Below are 19,826 nucleotides of genomic sequence, written 5' to 3'. Positions count from 1 at the left end.
GTCAACTCCTTGTCTGCGGCCAAAACGGCCGCGATGCGGGTACGGATGAGCGACGCCGCCGTCGAGACCATGCCTCGCCGTCGAATCGGTGCCCATCGGTGGGGTTGACGCGGGTCGATAGCATGGGCCTGTGACGAATCAAAGGGCCGATCCGCTGTCCTCCCGCGATTGCGAAGAACGGCCCAGACCGGCCCTGATCGGGTCCGAAACGCGCAACAAAAGGTCGCGAAGACCCCGATTCCGGAGCAGAAGTTCCGCGCCTCTAGCGCCATGCGCCCGGCGGTGGCCCGTAGCGGCGGATGGCCTCGACCACCTCGCGGTGCCGCCGGTCCTCCCGCCGCATGTGCACGGCGATCAAAGCGTGCGCCGAGGGCACCAGCAGCAGCACGTGAAAGAACAGGCCGAGGACCAGACACACCAGACACAGCAGCAGGTTGAAGATCGCCGCGAACGGCTGCCCGTTGAGCAGCAGACCCAGCGGCGGCACCAAAGCGGCGAGCAGGTAGATCATCGGCACATCTCCAACAAAACGGGACGCGGCAGCGTCACGCTGCATCTAGGGGGCCATGCCAGCAGCGCAATGGCCTCGTTCGCCGCAGGGTGTTAAAGCCCCGGCGCCCGCCCTCCTCTCCCGCTGCCGACCTCCGATGAACAAGCAACGCGTCATTCCGCTGATCGTCGCCACCGCCCTGTTCATGGAGAACATGGACTCCACGGTCATCGCGACCTCGCTGCCGGCGATCGCCAGGGACATCGGCACCAGCCCGCTGACGCTCAAGCTCGCCATCACCTCCTATCTGCTGTCGCTGGCGGTGTTCATCCCGGCGAGCGGCTGGACCGCCGACCGCTTCGGCGCGCGGCGGGTGTTCTCGAGCGCGGTCGCCGTGTTCATGATCGGCTCGATCGGCTGCGCGCTCGCCAACTCCGTCGAGAACTTCGTGTTCGCGCGCATCCTGCAGGGCATGGGCGGGGCGATGATGACGCCGGTCGGGCGTCTCGTTCTCTTGCGTTCCGTCGACAAGAGCGCCCTGGTCGGCGCGATGGCCTGGGTCACCATCCCCGCGCTGATCGGTCCGGTGATCGGACCGCCGGTCGGCGGCTTCATCACCACCTATTTCTCCTGGCACTGGATCTTCCTGATCAACATCCCGATCGGCGTCGTCGGCATCATCATGGCGCTGCGCTTCATCGATCCGATCAAGAGCGACAATCCCGAGCCGTTCGATCTCTATGGCATGGTGCTGGCCGGCATCGGCCTCGCCGGCCTCGCCTTCGGCCTCTCGGTCGCCGGTCTCAACCTGCTGCCGTGGCCGGTGGTCGCGAGTCTCGTTGCGATCGGCGCGATCTCGATGACGCTCTACGTCCGCCACTCCTGGCGCACCAACTCACCGGTGCTCGACTTCTCGCTGCTGCGGCTGCCGACCCTGCGTGCCTCGATCGTCGGCGGCTTCATGTTTCGCCTGGGCATCGGCGCCCTGCCCTTCCTGCTGCCGCTGCTGATGCAGCTCGGCTTCGGGCTGTCGCCGTTCCAGTCCGGCCTCGTCACCTTCGGCTCCTCCGCCGGCGCAATGGGCATGAAGGCACTGGCCGCGCGCCTCATCCGCGCCTTCGGCTTCCGCCATCTGATGACCGTCAATGCCGTCGTCAGTTCGGTCTTCCTCGCCGCCTGCGCGCTGTTCACGCCGGCGACCCCGCTGCTGCTGATCCTGATCATTCTCGTGGTCGGCGGCTTCTTCCGCTCGCTGCAGTTCACCGCGATCAACACCGTCGCCTATGCCGAGGTCGAGACCGCCCAGATGAGCCGCGCCACGACGCTCACCAGCGTCAACCAGCAGCTCGCGATCTCCGCCGGCGTCGCGGTCGGCGCGTTCTCGGTGGAGACCACGATGTGGATGCACGGCGCGAGCCAGCTCACCGCGGCGTCCTTCGCGCCCGCCTTCATTGTCGTCGCGATCACGTCGGCGCTGTCGTCGATCCTGTTCTGGCAGATGCCTGATGACGCCGGCAGCGAGATCTCAGGCCGCAAGGTGGCCGCGATCGCGAGCCGCAAGGGCGCCGAGAAGGGCGCGGAGAAGGCCGCCAGGAAATCGGCGAGCGAGACCACGCATGATGCGCGGGATCAGAAGCTCGGCTGATCGTCCCGCTTCCGGCTCAAGGACGCCTCGCCCCGGACTTCCAGTAGTCGGCCAGGCGATCGGCCCACATCCGCGCGTGCAGCTCGGTGCCGGCATGGCTCATGTGGCAGCCATCGTGGCGCAGCTTGAGCCCGATCTGGTCGGTATCCGGGCCAGGATAAACGCCGAGTGCCGGGTTCGGCACGGCGGCCTGGGCTGAACGGATGATCTCGTCGGGAACACTGCCGCAGAGCGTCGCCGTGGCGACGAAGATCGGCGCCGTCAGGTCGGCCGCCCGCAGGCCGGCAACGATCTCAAGATAATTGCGCAAGTAGGACAGTCGTCCCGCTTCCTTCATTTTCGCAGTGACGTGCAGGGACGCGCCGTCCTCCGCACCATTGGTGGAGAACGCGAAGGCGTTGTACTCGCCCTGATGCCAGAGCACCGCGCTCGGTTCGAGACCTACGTCGCGCAGGCCGGCGACGGTTGCGAGCAGCACCTCGAAATACTTGCCGCCGCGGGCGCGCCACTCCTCGAGATAAGTCCCGCCGATCGCAACGGGTGCGATCACGACCGTCTTCGCCAGCCCGCGATCGATCAATTCGTCGCCCAACCGGGTGGCGACGTTCTCGCCCTCGCCCGGCGTTCCCAGCAATGGATTGCGCGCCACGTAGCAGCGGCCGTCGAAGCGGTCGAAATTGTAGAACCGGTTGTGAGGCTGATAGAGCCGGCCACTCTGATCGGGCGCGCCGGTGTTGGAGATGTTCGACTGGCCCGCGGTCAGAAGCACCACCAGCCCCTCGCGCGGAATCGCGTCGCAGGCAATCGACGTGGCCCTGGCACGCACAGCCTCGTTGTCCGGCAGGAGGCAGCGCGAGGCGTTGCCGCCCGCGATGAAATCCGCGTCAGAACCGTACAGTGCACGGGCCAGGTTGCGTCCCTGCAGCAGGCTCTGCACCTCCGGGTCGCCGCTCGCGCCATCGATACGACGGTCGATGTCGGCAAAGGCGGCGCGCCGCGTGCGCACCTGCTCCAGCAGTGCCAGGAACCCAGGGGCGGTCGAGATGGGTCCGACGGCGCAGGGAACGCAATTGCCGTCGCGCGATTTGGCCGAGGTGGTCGGCTGGCAGACGTCGCGGGCCGGCAGCACCTCCGCAGCTCCTGCCGTCGCGGTCAACGAGACGGCCAACCACGCTGCGACAAGCGTGGCCACGATTGCGCGTCGCATCATGCTCGCATCACTTCTTTCGTCGCCTCGGCTGACGGCCGCCTCAGGCGCCGGGCATCTGCCTCCCAGCCTCGAACATGCCTGAGGAGACCGGATTTCCATTATAGTCCGACTTCATGAAAGAGAGCCGAATCGATCCGCAGCCGCTCGCGGCGATGGCGATGAACTGTTGGCCGTCCGCGCTTCTCCTGGCAGCGACGGCGCTTGCCGCCCCGGCACTCGGGGGCATCGTCAGACCAGCCTTCATCCTCGGCTGCGCGGTGGCCGGCTGGTTCGCGTGGCGTCGCAGCCCCGCGGCCCACGTGCAGTCGGCGATCCTGATGTTCGCCTTTGCTCCTTTCGTGCGCCGCCTGGTCGACATCTCCGCAGGATTCGATTCGTCCGGCGTCATGCTGAGCGGCCCGCTGCTGTTCATCATCGCGCCAGTTCCGAGTCTGGTGCTTTCGCCCGCGGACAAGGACAGGCCGGGCAATCCCTGGCTCGTGGCGCCCTTCATCGTCCTCGCCTGCATCGTCTATGGCGGCGCGCTGTCGATCTTCCAGAACGACTGGTTCAACGCCGCCAATGGCGGAATGAAATGGGCCGCGCCCGTACTCTATGCGATCGCCCTGCAGCAGCGGGCGCGATCCGACGGCGCCCTGCTCGATGCAATCACGCGCGTGTTCCTGCTGGTGCTGCCGGTCACAGGCCTTTACGGCATCTGGCAATATGTCGATCCGCAAGGATGGGATCGGTTCTGGATGGTGAATGCCAGCATCACCTCGGCCGGCTATCCGCTGCCCTACATGGTGCGCGTGTTCAGCACGATGAACGGCCCGGCCAGCTACGCGACCTTCACGGCCACCGGCCTGCTGCTGGTGGGCTTCCTGCGCCCGGGATGGCCGGCAATGGCGGCGATGGCGCCCGCGGCGCTCGGCCTGTTGCTGTCGCTCTACCGCACCAGCTGGATCACGCTCGCGGTGGGCGTGCTGTTCTGCATGTTGTTCCCCGCGACGCGGCGTCGGGCCGTATCGATCACGGTCGGACTGGTCGGCGCGGTGATCGTCACCGTCCTGTTCACGCCGTTCGCGGAGGTCATCACCTCCCGTCTGGAATCGCTCGGCAGCGTGTCGCAGGACAGCAGCGGCAGCGAGCGGCTGGATGAGTTCGTCACGCTGTGGAATGCGCCGAACAGCATGGTCCTGGGATCGGGCTTCACCATCACCGACGTCGGCGTCGCCGGCGCGATGCCGATCGACGGGCAGATCATCGCAAGCTGGGTGACGATGGGCATTCCGGTCGGACTGATCTGCCTCGCGGCCTATGTCTGGGTTGGGCTCGCCGCCACCGGCGCCGCGTGGCGGATACCGACGCGCGAGGGCGCCGTGCTCGGGGCGCTCGCCATCAGTGCGCTCTTGATTCAGCTGCCGCTGACCAGCATCTCCTCCGGCGAGGTCTCGGCGCTGTTCTGGATGCTCGTCGCGATGGCCTGTCCGCTCGACCAGATGGCCGACGGAACACGGCGCACCGTCGCCGCTCGGCAGCATCAGGCCGGCGCCTGATCGGACGTTGCAGCGCGCGGCGTGATCGCCGCAGTCTGGGGCTTGCGGGAGGCCGGCGGTGCGAGCCCGAAGACGGCCAGCAGATTGAGCCGCCGCAGGATGGCATGTGCGATCAGAGGAAGCACCACGCCGGCCGCCGTTCCGGCCAGCAGATAGACCCATGGCGATGGCGGGATGTGCAGCTTCAGCATGATGATCCGCATGCCCGAGCCGGCAAGGATGTGCAGCACATAGATCGTCATCGACGCGACGCCTGCGGCCGCCAGCCAGCGATGGCTCGTTGGCGCGAGCAGCTTGCAGAGCCCGACCGTGCCGGCGATCCCGAGCACACAGGCCGGCAGGGAGGCGAGCCCGTTGGCGTCCATGCCGGACAGCTGGCCGCCCAGCGCCACTGCGGCCGCAAACGCGATCCCGATCACGGCCAACGCGGACCAGCCGAATGGCCGCCATTCCGCCACGACGCTGACACCGTAGACGCCCGCGACGTAGAACGGCAGATGATGCAGCGTGAGCGCGAGGTCAGGCCGGATCGGCAGCGCGAGGAACACGCCGAGCCCGGCCAGCGCGAGCGTGGTCAAAACCGTCCGCGACGGGACCAGCACCGCGATCACGTGGCAGATCATCAGCGCGTAGAGAAACCAGAACTGTGCGATCGGACGATACCAGATCGCGGCGAGATCGCCGGGATGAATCGGGATGTTGGCATCCCGCGCCAGCAGCATCGTGATCCCGCCCTGGATCAGCGACCACAGCACGTAGGGATAGGCGATGGTCCAGAGCTTGGAGGTGAGGAAAGGACGCGCGCCGCGCCGCAAGCTGTGCTGCACGTTCAAGCCGGCCAGGAAGAAGAACAGCGGCATGTGGAACGTATAGAGCGTGTAGTCCATCCAGCGCGCGACGGCTCCATCCGGGAAGATGCCGGGGCGCACCAGACCGCCAAGCACATGACCGTACACCACCAGGATGACGCCGAGGCCGCGCGCGAAATCGATCCACGCCGTGCGCGCGGTGTCAGCCGTTGCCCTCTGCGTTCCAGCATCCATGCCCGACTTGTCCTGCCTCTGTCGCGCAGCCCGCGTCCGGTCCGCGATGCTGCAAAGTCAGCGCCCCAAGTCATATCGCAGCCGGCTTTGCAGCGCCGTCGGCGCCTGCCAGGACATCGGAGGTATTCTCGCGTTAGTCTTAACCAACCGATAAGCCTCTGCCGGATGGCACGAGCTGGAGGCAATGGCGCTGCCGTGATGCTTCTCCGAGGCGAGCTCGAGGTAACGCCGTGCCACCGTCTCGCGTCCAAGTGCGCGGTTCGACGGGGGGCCCGCTGCCGCCTGCGGCGGCCTCTCTGCCTACCCGACAGCACGATCGGCAACTCACCGCCCGACGAAACCGCGTCGCGCCAGCCCTGCCAGCGCACCGCGCAGGCGGGCGCGATCGGTGATGACGCCGCGGGATGAGCTGAACAGGCGGACCACCAATTGCCGCCGTTGCGCTTCGTCGGGCTGCAGGCGCAGATGCGTGGTCGTCCTGGAGACGGCCTCGACCGACGCCTCGAGCCATCCGAGGCCGTCGAGATGCAGCGGCAATCGGGTGCCCGGCCGGGTCATGCGATGATGCGGTGGACCGGCCACGCGGGCCCACGACAGCGACAGCGCCTCGATCTTGCACGGCACGACCTCGCCGCTCTGCGCCAGCCAGCCCGCCTCGCCGCTCGGAAACAGGTCCTCGCCGCGCGGCAGCTCGAAGCAGACGAGAAACGCGATGAAGGCGATCAGCATCGCGATGCCGGCCCATAACAGATTGAAGTAGTCGATCGACGAAATCTCGCTGGCTGCATTCGGCGACACGAACGCCCAGACGATGGCCGCCGCCGAGCTCGCGGCGATCGCGCCGAAGATCGCGGCGAGCTTGCCGTGGACGCGCGGCTTGGAGCGGTCGCCGCCCTTGTCGGTCACCTTGAAGGGGCGGCCGAACGGCCGGACCAGCGCGCTGAGCAAGGTGGCCGTGACGGCAAAGCAGGTCACTGCATGGGTCGCTTCCATGAACAGCGGCAGGGTCTTGGAACGCGAGATCCAGCCCATGTAGATGATCGTCCCGAGCAGCGCCGGCACGCCGTAGCGCAGGAACGACAGATAGTCGGCCTCGAACGCCGGCAGCCCGGCGAACCAGTAGATCGGCGGCGCGATCAGAAGCAGCACCATGAACGGCTTGCAGGCCCAGTTGAGCACGCCATGCAGGAAGTGCCAGCGCTGGGTGAAGCTGTAGCCGCGGCTGCGCAGCGGACCATCGCGCAAGAGCGCGACCTGGATCGTGCCGAGGCACCAGCGGGCGCGCTGGGTGATGTATTCGGGCACGCCTTCCGCCGAGAGGCCGAAGCTGAGCGGTTCGTTCAGCCAGACCGTGCGATGGCCGCGCTTGAGCAGCGTGTAGGTGAGGTTGAGATCCTCGGAGATCGCCGCGTGCGGGAAGCCGCCGATCTCCATGAGCCGCTCGCGGCGGACGACGAAGGAGGTGCCGACACAAAACGCGCAGCCCCAGGCGTCCTTCGCCGGTTGGAACACGTCGAAGAAGAAGCGCTGGTCGTCGACCCAGTGGCTTGACGCCAGCAGATTGTGTTGGATCGGATCGGGGTTGTAGTAGAATTGCGGCGTCTGCACGACGGCGATATCGGGCTCGGACAGCAGCAGGCCGACCGTCCGCTGGAGGAAGTCGCGGCGCGGGGCGAAGTCGGCATCGAGCACCAGGATCACCGGCGCGTTCGATAGTTGCGCCGTCGCCGCAAGCGCGTTGTTGAGATTGCCGGCCTTGGCGCCCTTGTTGTCGGGCCGCGTCAGATGGCGCGCGCCGACCTCGTCGCAGAAGGCGCGGAGCCGATCGCGCCTGGTGTCGTCGAGCACCCAGACGGTCTTGTTGGGATAGTCGAGCGCGAGCGCGGCGAGGATCGAGCGCTCGACAATCTCCATGGGCTCGTCATAGGTGCAGATGAACACGTCCACGGCCGGCTGCTCGCCCCGTGCGGCCAGCGCAGCTTGCGCGGCGTCGGCCTGTCCCGAGCGGTCGACGCTGCGGGTCAAGATCAGAATCGACATTAGCGTGTAGGAGATCGCCACGATCTCGAGCGTGATGAACAGCCGCGGCCACAGCGCCTGCAGGGTCAGGTCGAACACCGGCAGCGTGTCGTGCCAGCGCCACAGCGTGTAGATCAGGAGGAACGACGCTGCGGTAGCGCCGAACAGCAGGCGGTCGCGCCGGCGCGTCGGATCGAGCAGACGCGCCATCACGAGGAGCCCGAGCAGGACTCCGAGATCGGTGGTCAACACCGAGGCGTCATTGCTGGGGAGCGGAAACATCAGGGGACCCTTGCGCCGGTGAAAGGATTCCAGCCGGTCTCGGCGAGCACGGCCCAGGCGGTGGCACCGAGATGCGGGCGCTTGTAGTAGAAGAAGTCCTGGATGGTGGTCGCGCCCGTCGGGTCGATCGACAGACCCGTGGTGAGGCGCGCGTTGCGCGTCGCGTTCAGCAGTCCCGTTGCCGTGCGGTCGGCACGCAACCCTGCAAGCAGCTCCTCGCTGGCAGCGGCATCTCCGACCATGCGATAGGCCAGCGCCGCCTGCGCGGTGCCCTCGACCCAGACGCCGTCGCGATCGCTGTTGAAATCGAAGCCTCCGTCGACGGCAAGATGAGTTTCGGCAAAGCGCAGCGCCCTGCGCCAGTCGGGCGTATTCGTCACCGCCATCCACGGCCAGAGCTGCACGTCGAGCGCGAGCAGATTGTCGTCGGCGAGGCGGCCATCGGGCTTGGTGCCGAGCAGGAAGCGATCGCCGCGGAACGTGCGATCGAGCAGGCGGCGCGCCGTCTGCGCGGCATCCTGATAGCGCGGCTCCAATGTGATACGATGGAGCCAGGAGGCCACGGCGTAGACATCGGCATTATGCTCGGTCGACATCCAGCTGAGGCGCACCTGCTGCGGATCGTAACCGTGATAACCGCCGCTGAAGCCGTCCGCTCCGTTCGTTGCGCTGGCAATGATCCAGTCCATCAGGCGCCGCGCGCTGGACAAGTAGCCCTCCTCGCCGGTCGCCTGATGCAGCGTCAGCAGCGCCAGCGCTGCCCAGGCGACGTTGCCGGTCGCGGTGCCGTCCTGCGCGGCATCCTCGCCCCAGATCTTCTTCTGGTCGTCCCACCAGCCCGGCAGCAGCGCCGCCCCGGGGCCGACAGGACCGGCGCGATAGGCATTGCGAAGGCGCCCATCGCCGAAGGTGCGATCGTGGGAGGCGGCATGCACCAGCGCGTTGCCGATCACGCGACCCTCGTCGATGCGACCGCATGCGACCAGCGCGATCGCTGCCAGGGCGTTGTCATAGGTGAACGCCGTCGTCGAAAGGCCGAGCGGCGGCCCCTCCTCGTCGGCACCCGGCTCGTAGCTGCGAATGAACGCCGCGTCACGGCCGGCGAGGCCAGGCTCGACGGCCTGCACCAGTCCCGCACAGAGCGAAGTCTCGGCCCGCATCGGCGATGCGCCGCCGAGCAGAGCGATCACCGCCATCGTCATGGAGAGAAGCCTCATTGTGCCGAGACCGCGCGCGCCGTTGGTAGCCACTGCTCGTCCAATACCGGCTGCTGCGCCGGGTGCGACCGCAAGGCGGAGTCGAGCTTGGTGACACCGGCACGGCGCGTCGCTTCGTCCGGCTCAGACGGGTCCAGGTCGGTCAGCGACGCAACGAGGTGGCCGAGCCGGCGCCATGTCACCGACATCGACGGCACGATGCCATTGTCGCGCGTCACGGTGACCCACTGCCCCACCGTGCAGGCCGGTGTCGCCGCGGAGGTCGGCTGCGCCGCCGGCTTTTCGTCGGCAGCATCAGGTGTGATCATGACATAGAGCTCGCGCCGCTCGGTCTGCGGAAATGGCACGGCAAAGCGCTCGTCGACCTTGTCGCTGGTCTTCGGCAGCACGGCGCTGACGATGCCGCTATGGAAGCCGCCGCCATCGATGCGCACCTTGGTGCCCGGCTTCATCGCTTCGCCCTGGCGATAGGAGAAGATCGCGACCACAAAACGCTTGTCGCAATCGACCACCGAGGCGATCGTATCGCCGGCGCTGACGTGGCGTCCGGTGTCGGCGCCCACCGCCAGCACCTTGCCGGGACCGGGCGAGAGCACGTCCGCGGCAGCGAGCCGCGCCAGCCGCGCGCGCTCCGACTTGATCAGGCCCTCGAGATCGTCGAGCACGGCCGCCTGCTGTTTCTCCTCGATCTCCATCCGCCTTGCATCGAGATCGATGTCACGGCGCTTCTGACTGAGCATGTTCAGCGCGACCAGATCCTCGCCGACATAGACGCCGGCGTCGAGCGCCTTCAGCTGTGTCAGCTTCTGGTTCAGCTTGGCAGTCTGCGCATCGGTGTCGTGCAGCGCCGCCGCATATTGTTGCTCGGTCGGCTTCAGCATCTCGACGCTGGCGGCATCGCGCGCGACCATGTGGTTCTGGCGGTCGACGATGGCCTTCTTCTCGCTGCTCTGCGCGTTCGACTGCGCGACGCGGGCACGCAGCTCCTCGATCTGGGACTGCAACTGCGCCTTCAACTGACCGGCTTGGCTCGCGATCTCCTGATCGAGCGAGCTGACATAAGCAACGTCGGACTGATGCTTGGCGCGCGTGGCGTCGAGCTTCTGACGCGCGTCGCCCGCCTTTTCTTCCAGCGAGATGAGCGTGGCGCGGTCCAGCCGCGGATTGGTGATCTCTGCGAGGCGGTCGCCGGACCGAACCTCGCCACCCGGCTTGGCCGTGAGCGAATCGACCTGGCCCGCGATCGGGGACGTCAGCAGCATCACCGGCGCATCGACCACGGCGCGATCGGACTGGTCGGCCACGATCGGCGGCACCACCGCGGTCAGCATCAGCGCCGAGAGGATGCCGGCCACGCCGAGCGCCGACACCCTGAGGATCACGGGGTGGCGCTGTGGCTGGGTTGCGGTCTTCGGAGCGGCGGGACGTTGCGCGGGGGCTGGCTTGAAACCGTCATCGAAGCGATCGGTCATCAGGTCTCTTTCGGTTTGGGGTGACACGCCCCGAAAGACGCTTCCTCGGCTGATCCGGAGTTCCAGGCTCCGGTCTCGATGGCTCAACCCAAACCAGATCGCGGGCACATCGTTTCAAGCTGCGCCCGATCTCCGCGCTCACCTCCGGTCACGTTATGTTGCAGTGCGATGGCGCGGTTTCCGCTTGCGGCCGCGCTCAATCCTCATTCGCCTTGAAGCGTCCGAGTCCCTTCAAGATGAACGGCGCGATCAGAGCAATCAGCGCGACGACCAGAAGCGTTGCAGAGATCGGCGACTGCAGCAGGGTCATGGGGTCCCCAAGGCTGATCGCGAGCGCCCGCCGCAACTGGCTCTCGGCGATCGGCCCGAGGATGAGCCCGACCACGACGGGCGCAATCGGGAAATCGAACCGGCGCATCAGGAAGCCGAGCACGCCGAAGCCGGCCAGCATCGACAGTTCCACGACCGACGGTTTTGCCGCGATCGTGCCCATGGTCGCGAACACGAGGATGCCAGCGTAGAGCCATGGTGTCGGGATCGCGAGCAGCTTCACCCACAGGCCGACCAGCGGCAGGTTGAGGACGAGCAGCATCGTGTTGGCGATGAACAGGCTCGCGATCAGGCCCCAGACCAGGTCGGGCCGCTCGGCGAACAACAGCGGGCCCGGGTTGAGACCATACTGCTGGAAGCCGGCGAGCATCATCGCGGCGGTCGCCGACGTCGGCAGGCCGAGGGTCAGCAGCGGCACCAAGGTGCCCGCGGCAGAAGCGTTGTTGGCGGCCTCAGGGCCGGCGACGCCTTCGATCGCGCCTTTGCCGAATTGGTCGGGATATTTGGTCAGGCGCCGCTCGGCAGAATAGGACAGGAACGTCGGGATCTCCGCCCCGCCCGCCGGCAGCGCGCCGATTGGAAAGCCGAACATGGTGCCGCGCAGCCACGGCTTCCACGACCGCTTCCAGTCCTCGCGCGTCATCCACAGCGAGCCCTTGATGGCCTCGATCTTCTCCTCGGTATGATGCCGGCGCGAGGCGACGTAGAGCGCCTCGCCGACCGCGAACAGGCCGACCGCCAAGGTCGTCACCTCGACGCCATCGAGCAGCTCGGGCACGCCGAAGGCGAGCCGCGCCTGCCCGGTGAGCTTGTCGATGCCGATGAGGCCGAGCGTGAGACCAATGAACAGGCTGGTGAGGCCGCGGATCGGTGAATCGCCGAAGGTCGCGGACACCGTGACGAAGGCGACGCACATCAGCGCGAAGTAGTCCTCCGGCCCGAAGCGCACAGCGATGTCGACGAGGTAAGGCGACAGGAAGGCGAGACCGATGGTGGCGATGGTGCCTGCGACGAAGGAGCCGATCGCCGCGGTCGCCAGCGCCGGGCCGCCGCGGCCGGCCTTGGCCATCTTGTTGCCCTCGAGCGCGGTCGCCATCGAGGCGCTCTCGCCAGGCGTGTTGATCAGGATCGCGGTGGTCGATCCGCCATACATGCCGCCATAATAGATGCCAGCGAACATGATCAGCGAACCGCCGGGATCGAGCTTGTAGGTGACCGGCAGCAGCAGGGCGACCGTGAGCGCCGGCCCGATGCCCGGCAGCACCCCGACGGCGGTGCCGAGGAACACGCCGACCAGCGCATAGAGCAGGTTCATGGGCTGGACGGCGATCGCCATCCCATGCGCGAGCGCGGCAAAGGTGTCCATCAGAGCAGTCTTTCGAGCGGACCGGCGGGAAGGCTCAAGGTCAGGAGGCGGTCGAAGGCGAGATAGATCGTGGTCGTCAGCACCGCGCCGATGACGAAATCGGTGACGAAGGCGCGCCGGCCGAACGCCGCCGACGTCGTCACGAACAGCGCCGTCGTCGCCAGGATGAAGCCGCCGCCGAAGCCGATGATGGCGATCAGCAGCGCAAGTCCGACAAGAATGAGCAGCACCGCGACCGGATCGGAGCTCTCGCGCGGCGGCAGGTTGCCTCTGACGGCATCGATCAGATTGGCCAGTGCAAGAATGCCGAGCCCGATCGCGATCACGACCGGCATGACCTGCGGGCCCATGCCGTACATCGTGGTCGCCGGGATCTGATTGGCGTCGTAGACCAGCACGAGCGCGACGGCCGCCAGGAGCGCCGCAATGACGATGCCGGCCTTGTCGACGCCTCCCGAGGCGGGTGTCTCGGTGCCGGCGCGCTCCGTCGTCATGACTTGACGAGGCCGACCGACTTCAGCACGTCGGTAACGCGGACGTTCTCCTTCTTCAGGAACTCGGCGAAGGCGTCACCCGGAAGATAGGCGTCATCCCAGCCCTTCTGTTTCAGGATCTCCTTCCAGGAATCCGACTTCACCATCTTCTCGACGGCCTCGCTGAGCGTCTTTTTCTGCTCCGGCGTAATGCCGGGCGCAGCGACGACCGAGCGCCAGTTGGCGAGCACGAGATCGATGCCCTGCTCCTTGAAGGTCGGGATGTCGACGCCGGGAATGCGCTTCTCCGAGGATATGCCGATCGCGCGCAGCTTGCCGCTCTTGATCTGCCCGTCATACTCGGACAGGCCGGAAATGCCGGCGGTGACCTTGCCGCCGAGAATCGCCGCCAGCGACTCGCCGCCGCCTGAGAACGGGATGTAGTTGACCTTCTTGGCGTCGGCCCCGACGGCGCCGGCGAACAGCGCGGCCATGACGTGATCGACACCGCCGGCCGAGCCGCCGGCGAAGGTGACCTTGGCGATGTCGGCCTTCAGCGCCGCGGCGAGATCCTGCGCGGTCTTGATCGGCGATGCGGCCGGCACGACGATGACCTGGATCTCCTCGGTCAGCCGCGCGATCGGCGTCACCTGCTCCAGCGTCACCGGCGACTTGTTCATGGCGAGCGCGCCGACCATCACGAAGCCGTTGACCATCAGCTGGTTGCCGTCGCCCTTGGCGCCGGTGACGAACTGCGCGATGCCGACGGTGCCGCCGGCGCCGGCGACGTTGGTCACCTGGACGCTGCGTGCCACACCCGACGCCACGAAGGCCTGCTGCATTGCCCGCGCGGTCTGGTCCCAGCCGCCGCCGGGCGCGGCCGGCGCCATGACCTTCAACTCGAGTTGCTGGGCGAAGGCTGGAGTACCGGCAAGCACAGTCAAAGCGACGACCGCGCCGAACAGGCGCGTACAGAACGAATTCAAAGCGGTCCTCCACGGTCGGCCGAACGAACGGCTCGCGTTTCTTTTGCCTCTGAGGAACGGCATTTCAGCGGGAAATGCGGCCGCTGTCCAGACGGGATTGCTCGCGCCGTCGCCCGCGTTGCAGCAGCAGCCTTGGGAGAACGAGACGGTTGTGGGAGGAGCGGCCTAACCGCAAGTCCAGACCATCCCCACCGGCGTCCGCGTCCAGCACGGGCCGAAGCTGCCGCCATTGTAATGGCCGCGATAGAAGCCGGGCTGGCCGAAATAATGCCACTCGCCGTTGTAGAGCATGTATTTCGGCGTACCGTCGATATACCAATGGCGGCGGCTGCCGCGCGGCCCGTTGCGCATGGCCTCCTTGTCGGCATAGAGCGGCAGGCTGTTGTTGGGCGGCTGCTTGTAGCCGGGCAGGAAGCCATAGCCCTGCCAACGGTGCGCCTTGCGCTTGTGCGACGGCGCCGCGGACGCGATCGCGGGCACCAGCAGCAGAAGCATCACGATCGCGACGATGAAACGATGCGGCATCACGGCAGCCCGATGGATACGAGGGTCTCGAATCTTCAGTTCGATTGCGGCACGGCAACGGCCGTTCCGTCATGAAATGTTTCAGCGATGCCGCCGATGCGCGCGGCGCGGCGGAGGCGACGGCGGGGCGTAGAAGGGATTGAGGTCGCACATCGCCGCACGGCCCGACGCCGTCGCGCGACATTGCGGCAGCGACGTATAGCTGCAGTCGATCCACTCGCCACCGCCAAACCGGCCGCCTTCATAGACCTTCATGCACACGGGATAGCGCGGATCGTAGGCTTGGGCGTGAGCAGAGCCCGATAGGACGGACCCGACCGCCAAACCCAGCGCGAGGGCGCTCCAGTTGAGGACACGCATGCAGGACCTCCGGAATCGACGTCTCGCCGGCCCAGGCCGATTCCCGAGACGGTGATTGCCCCTGCTCTGTATCGCCAGGGCGTCAAGGCCGCAATGACGCCATTACAACAGGTCGGCCTGCTCTCCGCCGCGGAACCCCATCGCCAGCACGTAGCGCTCCGACGAATCCTGCCGGCTCGCCGCCGGCTTGACGTGACGGACGCTGGCGTAATCGCGCTTGAGCTGCGCCATCAAGTCGGCATCGGCGCCGCTCTGGAACGTCTTGGCGAGAAAGCTGCCGCCCGGCTTGAGCACCTCGCTGGCGAAATGCGCGGCGAGTTCGACGAGACCGACAATGCGCAACTGGTCGGTCTTGCGGTGGCCGGTGGTGTTGGCCGCCATGTCCGACATCACCACATCGGCACGCCCGCCGAGCATCGCGCGGAGCTTTTCGGGCGCATCCTGGGCATGAAAGTCGAGCTGGGTGAAGGTGACGCCGGGGATCTCGCCCATCTCCAGCAGATCGATCGCGATCACCCTGCCCTTCCCGGCTTCGGCCCCGACCCGGCGCGCCGCGATCTGGCTCCAGCCGCCGGGCGCGGCGCCGAGATCGAGCACCGTCATGCCGGGCTTGAGCAGATGATGCTTGTCGTCGATCTCGAGCAGCTTGTAGGCCGCGCGCGAGCGATAGCCGTCGCGCTTGGCTTGCGCGACATAGGGATCGTTGAGCTGGCGCTCCAGCCAGAGTTTCGAGGACAGCTTGCGCTTGCCTCCGGTCTTGACCTGCACATGCATGCGGCCGGTGGTGTCTTTTGCCATATGTTTCTCGGTCGTCGTGACCAGACGCGGGAGGCGAAAATCCGTCCACGCTCGAGGTCTGGCGGAACTACAAAGGTCACCCTCCCCCTCCAGGGGAGGGTGAAGTCGCTACGCCGTGCGCAGCGCGCCGTCTTCGCGCATCATCTCGACCAGCATGCCCTCGCGCAGGCCGCGATCGGCGACGCGCAGGCGCGGCAGCGGAAAGGACCGGCGGATGGCGTCGAGAATGGCGCAGCCCGCCAGAACGAGATCGGCGCGGTCGATGCTGATGCAATTGTTATCGGCGCGCTCCTGGTAGCTCATCGCCAGCAGCCTGCCGATCGTCGTCGTGATGTCGGCGTCGTTGATCCAGATGCCATCGACCCGGCGCCGATCGTAGCGCGCGAGGTTGAGATGGATGCCCGCCAGCGTCGTCACGGTGCCGGAGGTTCCAAGCAGATGCATGCCGGCGAGATCGCCGCCGTTCTCGGCCGCGAACGGGCCAACATGCTCGGCCACGGCCTCGACCATCGCGGCATAGATCTCCGGCGTCACATCACGGCCGCCGAACCGCTCGGCCAGCGTCACGACCCCGAGCGGGATCGACATCCAGGCCTTGATCCGCGGCTCGGCGTTGCGGTCGCCCGCATCGCGCTCGATCCGGACCAACTCGCTGGAGCCGCCGCCGATGTCGAACAGGATCGCCCCTCGCCCGCCGGGATCGAGCAACGGCGCGCAGCCCTTGACGGCCAGGGCCGCCTCGGTCTCGCGGTCGATCACCTCGAGCTCGATGCCGGTCTCGGCCGCAACCCGGCTGCGGAACCCCTCGGCATTGGCCGCAGCGCGGCAGGCCTCGGTCGCGATCAGCCGCAGGCGCCTGGCCTTCTTCGACTGGATCTTGTCCCGGCAGATGCTGAGGGCCGCGATGGCCCGATCCATCGCCGCGTCGCTGATGCAGCCGGTGGTCGAGATGCCCTCGCCTAGCCGGACAATGCGCGAGAAGGAGTCGACCACGCGGAAACTGTCGCCCGAAGGACAGGCAATCAGGAGCCGGCAATTGTTGGTTCCGAGGTCCAGGGCCGCGTAGACGCTGCTGCCATTGCTGGCGCAGGAAGGCGTCGCGACGTCCAGACCCGGACGCAAGCCGGGCTCCAAGTTCCCGCGCGGCGTGGGACTCTCCCGCAGCCGCGTGTCATTGATCATTCAAATGTCTTTCCGCTGGCCGAACCGGCCCAGATGGAAGTTCTCTTTCATGAGACATTATCAGTGGATAGCGCCGGCGCAACAGCCCCTCCGTCAGGCGTGATGCACCATTCCTAATCAACCGTTGTCCGGCCGCGGGCGCTGCACTATCTGGGAACAGCCCGCATTTGCGACCAATTCAGCCCCTTGGGTCCTCATCCATGCAAGATCACACCTCCCCGGCCTCCCTCGAAAACGCGATCGCGCTGCAGAAATTCGGCGTCGGGCAGCCGGTCCGGCGCAAGGAGGACGACACGCTGGTGCGCGGTCACGGCAAATATACCGACGATTTCAACCTGCCCGGCCAGGCCCATGCCTGGATCGTGCGCTCCAGCCACGCCCACGGCATCATCAAGAGGATCGACACCGCGACCGCCAAGGCCATGCCCGGCGTGCTCGGGGTGTGGACTGGAGCCGACCTCGCCGAAGCCAACTATGGCCCGTTCACCTGCGGCCTGCCGCTGAAGGGCCGGGACGGCTCGCCGCTGCTGCAGACCAACCGGCCGGCGCTCGCCGCCGACAAGGTCCGCTTCGTCGGCGACCCCATTGCGTTCGTGGTGGCGGAGACCGCGGCCCAGGCCCGCGACGCGGCCGAGGCGGTCGAGCTCGATATCGAGCCCCTGCCCGCGGTCACCAATGCCGAGGAAGCCGCCAAGCCCGGCGCGCCGCAGCTCTACGACCATATCCCCAACAACGTCGCGCTCGATTATCATTACGGCGACACGGCCAAGATCGAAGAAGCCTTCGCCAAGGCCGCGCACGTCACCAAGCTCGACATCGTCAACACCCGCGTCGCCGTGGTGTCGATGGAACCACGCGTCGCGCTCGCGGCGTTCGACGGCAAGACCGAGCGCTTCACCTTGCAGGTGCCGACCCAGGGCGTGTCCGGCAACAAGGCGACGCTGGCGAAGATTCTGAACGTCGCGCCGGACAAGGTCCGCATCCTCACCACCAATGTCGGTGGCTCCTTCGGGATGAAGAACGTCTCCTATCCCGAATATGTCTGCATCCTGCACGCCGCCAAAGAGCTGGGCCGCCCCGTGAAATGGCGCGACGAGCGCACCACCGCCTTCCTGTCCGACAGCCAGGGACGCGATCAGATCATCCATGGCGAGCTGGCGCTCGACGCCGACGGCCGGTTTCTCGCTGTCAGACTGTCCGGCTACGGCAATCTCGGCGCCTACATCATGGGCGTGGCGCCGCTGCCGCTGTCGCTCAACACCGGCAAGAACCTCGCCAGCGTCTACAAGACGCCGCTGCTCGGCGTCGATATCAAGACCGTGCTGACCAACGTCACCCTGATGGGCGCATATCGCGGCGCCGGCCGTCCCGAGGCCAACTACTTCATGGAGCGCTTGATCGACACCGCCGCGCGCGAGATGGGTATCGACCGTCTCACCATCCGCAAGCGCAACTTCATCAAGCCGAGCCAGATGCCGTTCCCGGCCGCGTCGGGCGTCACCTACGACTCCGGCGACTTCGCCGCGGTGTTCGAGAAGGCACTGCAGGTCTCCGACTACGCCGGCTTCGCCAAGCGCAAGCGCGAGAGCCGCAAGAACGGCAAGCTTCGCGGCATCGCGGTCGGCTCGTATCTCGAGGTGACCGCGCCGCCGTCGGGCGAGCTCGGCAAGATCACCTTCGACGCCGATGGCGGCGTGACCCTGACGACCGGCACGCTGGATTACGGCCAAGGCCACGCGACTCCGTTCTCGCAGGTCTTGTCGGCGCAACTCGGCGTGCCGTTCGAGAAGATCAGGCTGGAGCAGAGCGATTCCGATCTCGTGCGGTTCGGCAACGGCACCGGCGGCTCGCGCTCGATCACCGCGACCGGCCAGGCCATCGTCGAGTCCTCACAGCTCGTCATTGCCAAGGGCAAGCAGGCCGCCGCGCATCTGCTCGAAGCCTCGGAAGCCGACATCGAGTTCGCGGGCGGCCAGTTCACCATCGCCGGCACCGATCGCAGCATCGACATCATGGAGCTGGCGCGCCGCCTGCGCGAGGGCAAGATGCCCGACGGCGTGCCAGCCTCGCTCGACGTCGACCACAACTCGACAGTAACGGAATCGACGTTCCCCAATGGTTGTCATGTCTGCGAGGTCGAGATCGAACCGGACACCGGCGTCGCGCAGATCGTGGCCTACACCGCGATCAACGATTTCGGCACGGTGATCAACCCGATGATCGTCGCCGGCCAGCTCCATGGTGGCGTCGCCCAGGGCATCGGCCAGGCGCTGATGGAGCATCTGCGCTACGACGAGAGCGGTCAGCCGATCACGGGATCTCTGATGGACTACGCGCTGCCGCGCGCCTCCGACGTGCCGATGATGACGGTCGACAACCATCCGGTGCCGGCGAAGTCCAACCCGCTCGGCACCAAGGGCTGCGGCGAAGCCGGCTGCGCCGGCTCGATGGCATCCGTGATCAACGCGGTGATCGACGCACTGTCCGACTACGGCGTGAAGCATCTCGACATGCCGCTCACCACCGAAAAGCTCTGGCGCGCGATCCAGGACGGCAAGGCGAGGACCGCGGCGTAGCTGCTTCGCTCGCGATGAGGCGAAAACATCTCATTGCCAAACGAAAAGCCCGTAGCCCGCATGAGCGCAGCGATATGCGGGGTCTCACGGGCTGTGTCGGTGAGCCCGGATGTCGCTCCCGCCTGCACCCGCTGGGCGCCGGCGTGCGCGCATCCGGGCTACGGACTGTCGATCGGGCCGTGGGGCCCTCTCCACGTCATTGCGAGCGTAGCGGCGTAGCGAAGCAATCCAGACTGCCTCCACGGCAACACTCTGGATTGCTTCGCTGCGCTCGCAATGACGGGAGTGTGGGCAAGCAGCGTACCCAGAACTTC

The 19,826-nt window shown here is 66.9% G+C and carries 16 protein-coding genes; 3 read left to right on the top strand and 13 right to left on the bottom strand.

The annotated features are described in order from the left end of the window. Positions 1-262: 262 nt before the first annotated feature. Complete coding sequence (locus ACQR03_RS03420) at positions 263-511, bottom strand: hypothetical protein (protein WP_315749790.1); 249 nt, start codon at positions 509-511, stop codon at positions 263-265. A gap of 136 nt (positions 512-647) precedes the next feature. Here ACQR03_RS03420 and ACQR03_RS03415 point away from each other — a divergent pair, with 136 nt between their 5' ends. After that, positions 648-2,135: an MDR family MFS transporter gene (locus ACQR03_RS03415; RefSeq protein ID WP_316192689.1), complete on the top strand. Its 1,488-nt coding sequence runs from the start codon at positions 648-650 to the stop codon at positions 2,133-2,135. Positions 2,136-2,151: 16 nt separating this feature from the next. On the opposite strand, the gene ACQR03_RS03410 is transcribed toward ACQR03_RS03415, so the two are convergent. After that, positions 2,152-3,345 carry a sialate O-acetylesterase gene (locus ACQR03_RS03410; protein WP_316202145.1) on the bottom strand — a complete coding sequence of 398 codons (1,194 nt, stop codon included), beginning with the start codon at positions 3,343-3,345 and terminating at the stop codon, positions 2,152-2,154. A 113-nt stretch (positions 3,346-3,458) separates the two neighbouring features. Here ACQR03_RS03410 and ACQR03_RS03405 point away from each other — a divergent pair, with 113 nt between their 5' ends. Beyond that, the gene (locus ACQR03_RS03405; RefSeq protein WP_434840948.1) at positions 3,459-4,883 is read left to right on the top strand and encodes an O-antigen ligase domain-containing protein; all 1,425 of its coding nucleotides are present in this window, start codon (positions 3,459-3,461) and stop codon (positions 4,881-4,883) included. On the opposite strand, the gene ACQR03_RS03400 is transcribed toward ACQR03_RS03405, so the two are convergent. The 11 genes from ACQR03_RS03400 to ACQR03_RS03350 form a co-directional block, all read right to left on the bottom strand. Then, positions 4,868-5,926 (bottom strand): acyltransferase family protein, encoded by a 1,059-nt coding sequence (locus tag ACQR03_RS03400; protein ID WP_316164621.1) that lies wholly within the window; start codon positions 5,924-5,926, stop codon positions 4,868-4,870. The two genes, ACQR03_RS03405 and ACQR03_RS03400, sit on opposite strands and share 16 nt — an antisense overlap. 324 nt (positions 5,927-6,250) lie before the next feature. Further along, positions 6,251-8,227 (bottom strand): glycosyltransferase family 2 protein, encoded by a 1,977-nt coding sequence (locus tag ACQR03_RS03395; RefSeq protein ID WP_434840947.1) that lies wholly within the window; start codon positions 8,225-8,227, stop codon positions 6,251-6,253. Then, complete coding sequence (locus ACQR03_RS03390; protein WP_316192694.1) at positions 8,227-9,444, bottom strand: hypothetical protein; 1,218 nt, start codon at positions 9,442-9,444, stop codon at positions 8,227-8,229. Before ACQR03_RS03390 ends, ACQR03_RS03395 begins: the two co-directional genes overlap by 1 nt. After that, on the bottom strand, positions 9,441-10,916 hold the full coding sequence (locus ACQR03_RS03385) for an HlyD family secretion protein (protein WP_434840946.1): 1,476 nt from the start codon (positions 10,914-10,916) through the stop codon (positions 9,441-9,443). Before ACQR03_RS03385 ends, ACQR03_RS03390 begins: the two co-directional genes overlap by 4 nt. Before the next feature lie 196 nt (positions 10,917-11,112). Further along, on the bottom strand, positions 11,113-12,612 hold the full coding sequence (locus tag ACQR03_RS03380) for a tripartite tricarboxylate transporter permease (RefSeq protein WP_315714419.1): 1,500 nt from the start codon (positions 12,610-12,612) through the stop codon (positions 11,113-11,115). Then, a complete protein-coding gene (locus tag ACQR03_RS03375; RefSeq protein ID WP_315714420.1) occupies positions 12,612-13,106 on the bottom strand; it encodes a tripartite tricarboxylate transporter TctB family protein in 495 nt (164 codons plus the stop codon). Before ACQR03_RS03375 ends, ACQR03_RS03380 begins: the two co-directional genes overlap by 1 nt. Then, positions 13,103-14,071, bottom strand: coding sequence for a Bug family tripartite tricarboxylate transporter substrate binding protein (locus ACQR03_RS03370; protein WP_315714421.1), 969 nt, complete (start codon positions 14,069-14,071; stop codon positions 13,103-13,105). The genes ACQR03_RS03375 and ACQR03_RS03370 overlap by 4 nt, the downstream gene beginning before the upstream one ends. A 165-nt stretch (positions 14,072-14,236) precedes the next feature. Beyond that, positions 14,237-14,596, bottom strand: coding sequence for a hypothetical protein (locus ACQR03_RS03365; RefSeq protein WP_315714422.1), 360 nt, complete (start codon positions 14,594-14,596; stop codon positions 14,237-14,239). Positions 14,597-14,677: 81 nt separating this feature from the next. Beyond that, positions 14,678-14,956, bottom strand: coding sequence for a DUF3551 domain-containing protein (locus ACQR03_RS03360; RefSeq protein WP_315714423.1), 279 nt, complete (start codon positions 14,954-14,956; stop codon positions 14,678-14,680). 102 nt (positions 14,957-15,058) lie between these two features. Next, positions 15,059-15,754, bottom strand: a complete 696-nt coding sequence (locus ACQR03_RS03355; RefSeq protein WP_315714424.1) for an RlmE family RNA methyltransferase — start codon at positions 15,752-15,754, stop codon at positions 15,059-15,061. A 108-nt stretch (positions 15,755-15,862) separates the two neighbouring features. Continuing rightward, the gene (locus ACQR03_RS03350) at positions 15,863-16,936 is read right to left on the bottom strand and encodes a Ppx/GppA phosphatase family protein (RefSeq protein WP_315827407.1); all 1,074 of its coding nucleotides are present in this window, start codon (positions 16,934-16,936) and stop codon (positions 15,863-15,865) included. 200 nt (positions 16,937-17,136) lie between these two features. On the opposite strand from ACQR03_RS03350, the gene ACQR03_RS03345 reads away from it, so the two are divergent. Then, a complete protein-coding gene (locus ACQR03_RS03345) occupies positions 17,137-19,512 on the top strand; it encodes a xanthine dehydrogenase family protein molybdopterin-binding subunit (protein WP_315827406.1) in 2,376 nt (791 codons plus the stop codon). Positions 19,513-19,826 lie beyond the last annotated feature (314 nt).

The sequence above is a fragment of the Bradyrhizobium sp. HKCCYLS3070 genome, assembly GCF_051167575.1.
Taxonomy (GTDB): domain Bacteria; phylum Pseudomonadota; class Alphaproteobacteria; order Rhizobiales; family Xanthobacteraceae; genus Bradyrhizobium.
Note: the sequence above shows the minus strand (reverse complement) of the source record. Positions and strands in the feature narration are given on the sequence as shown.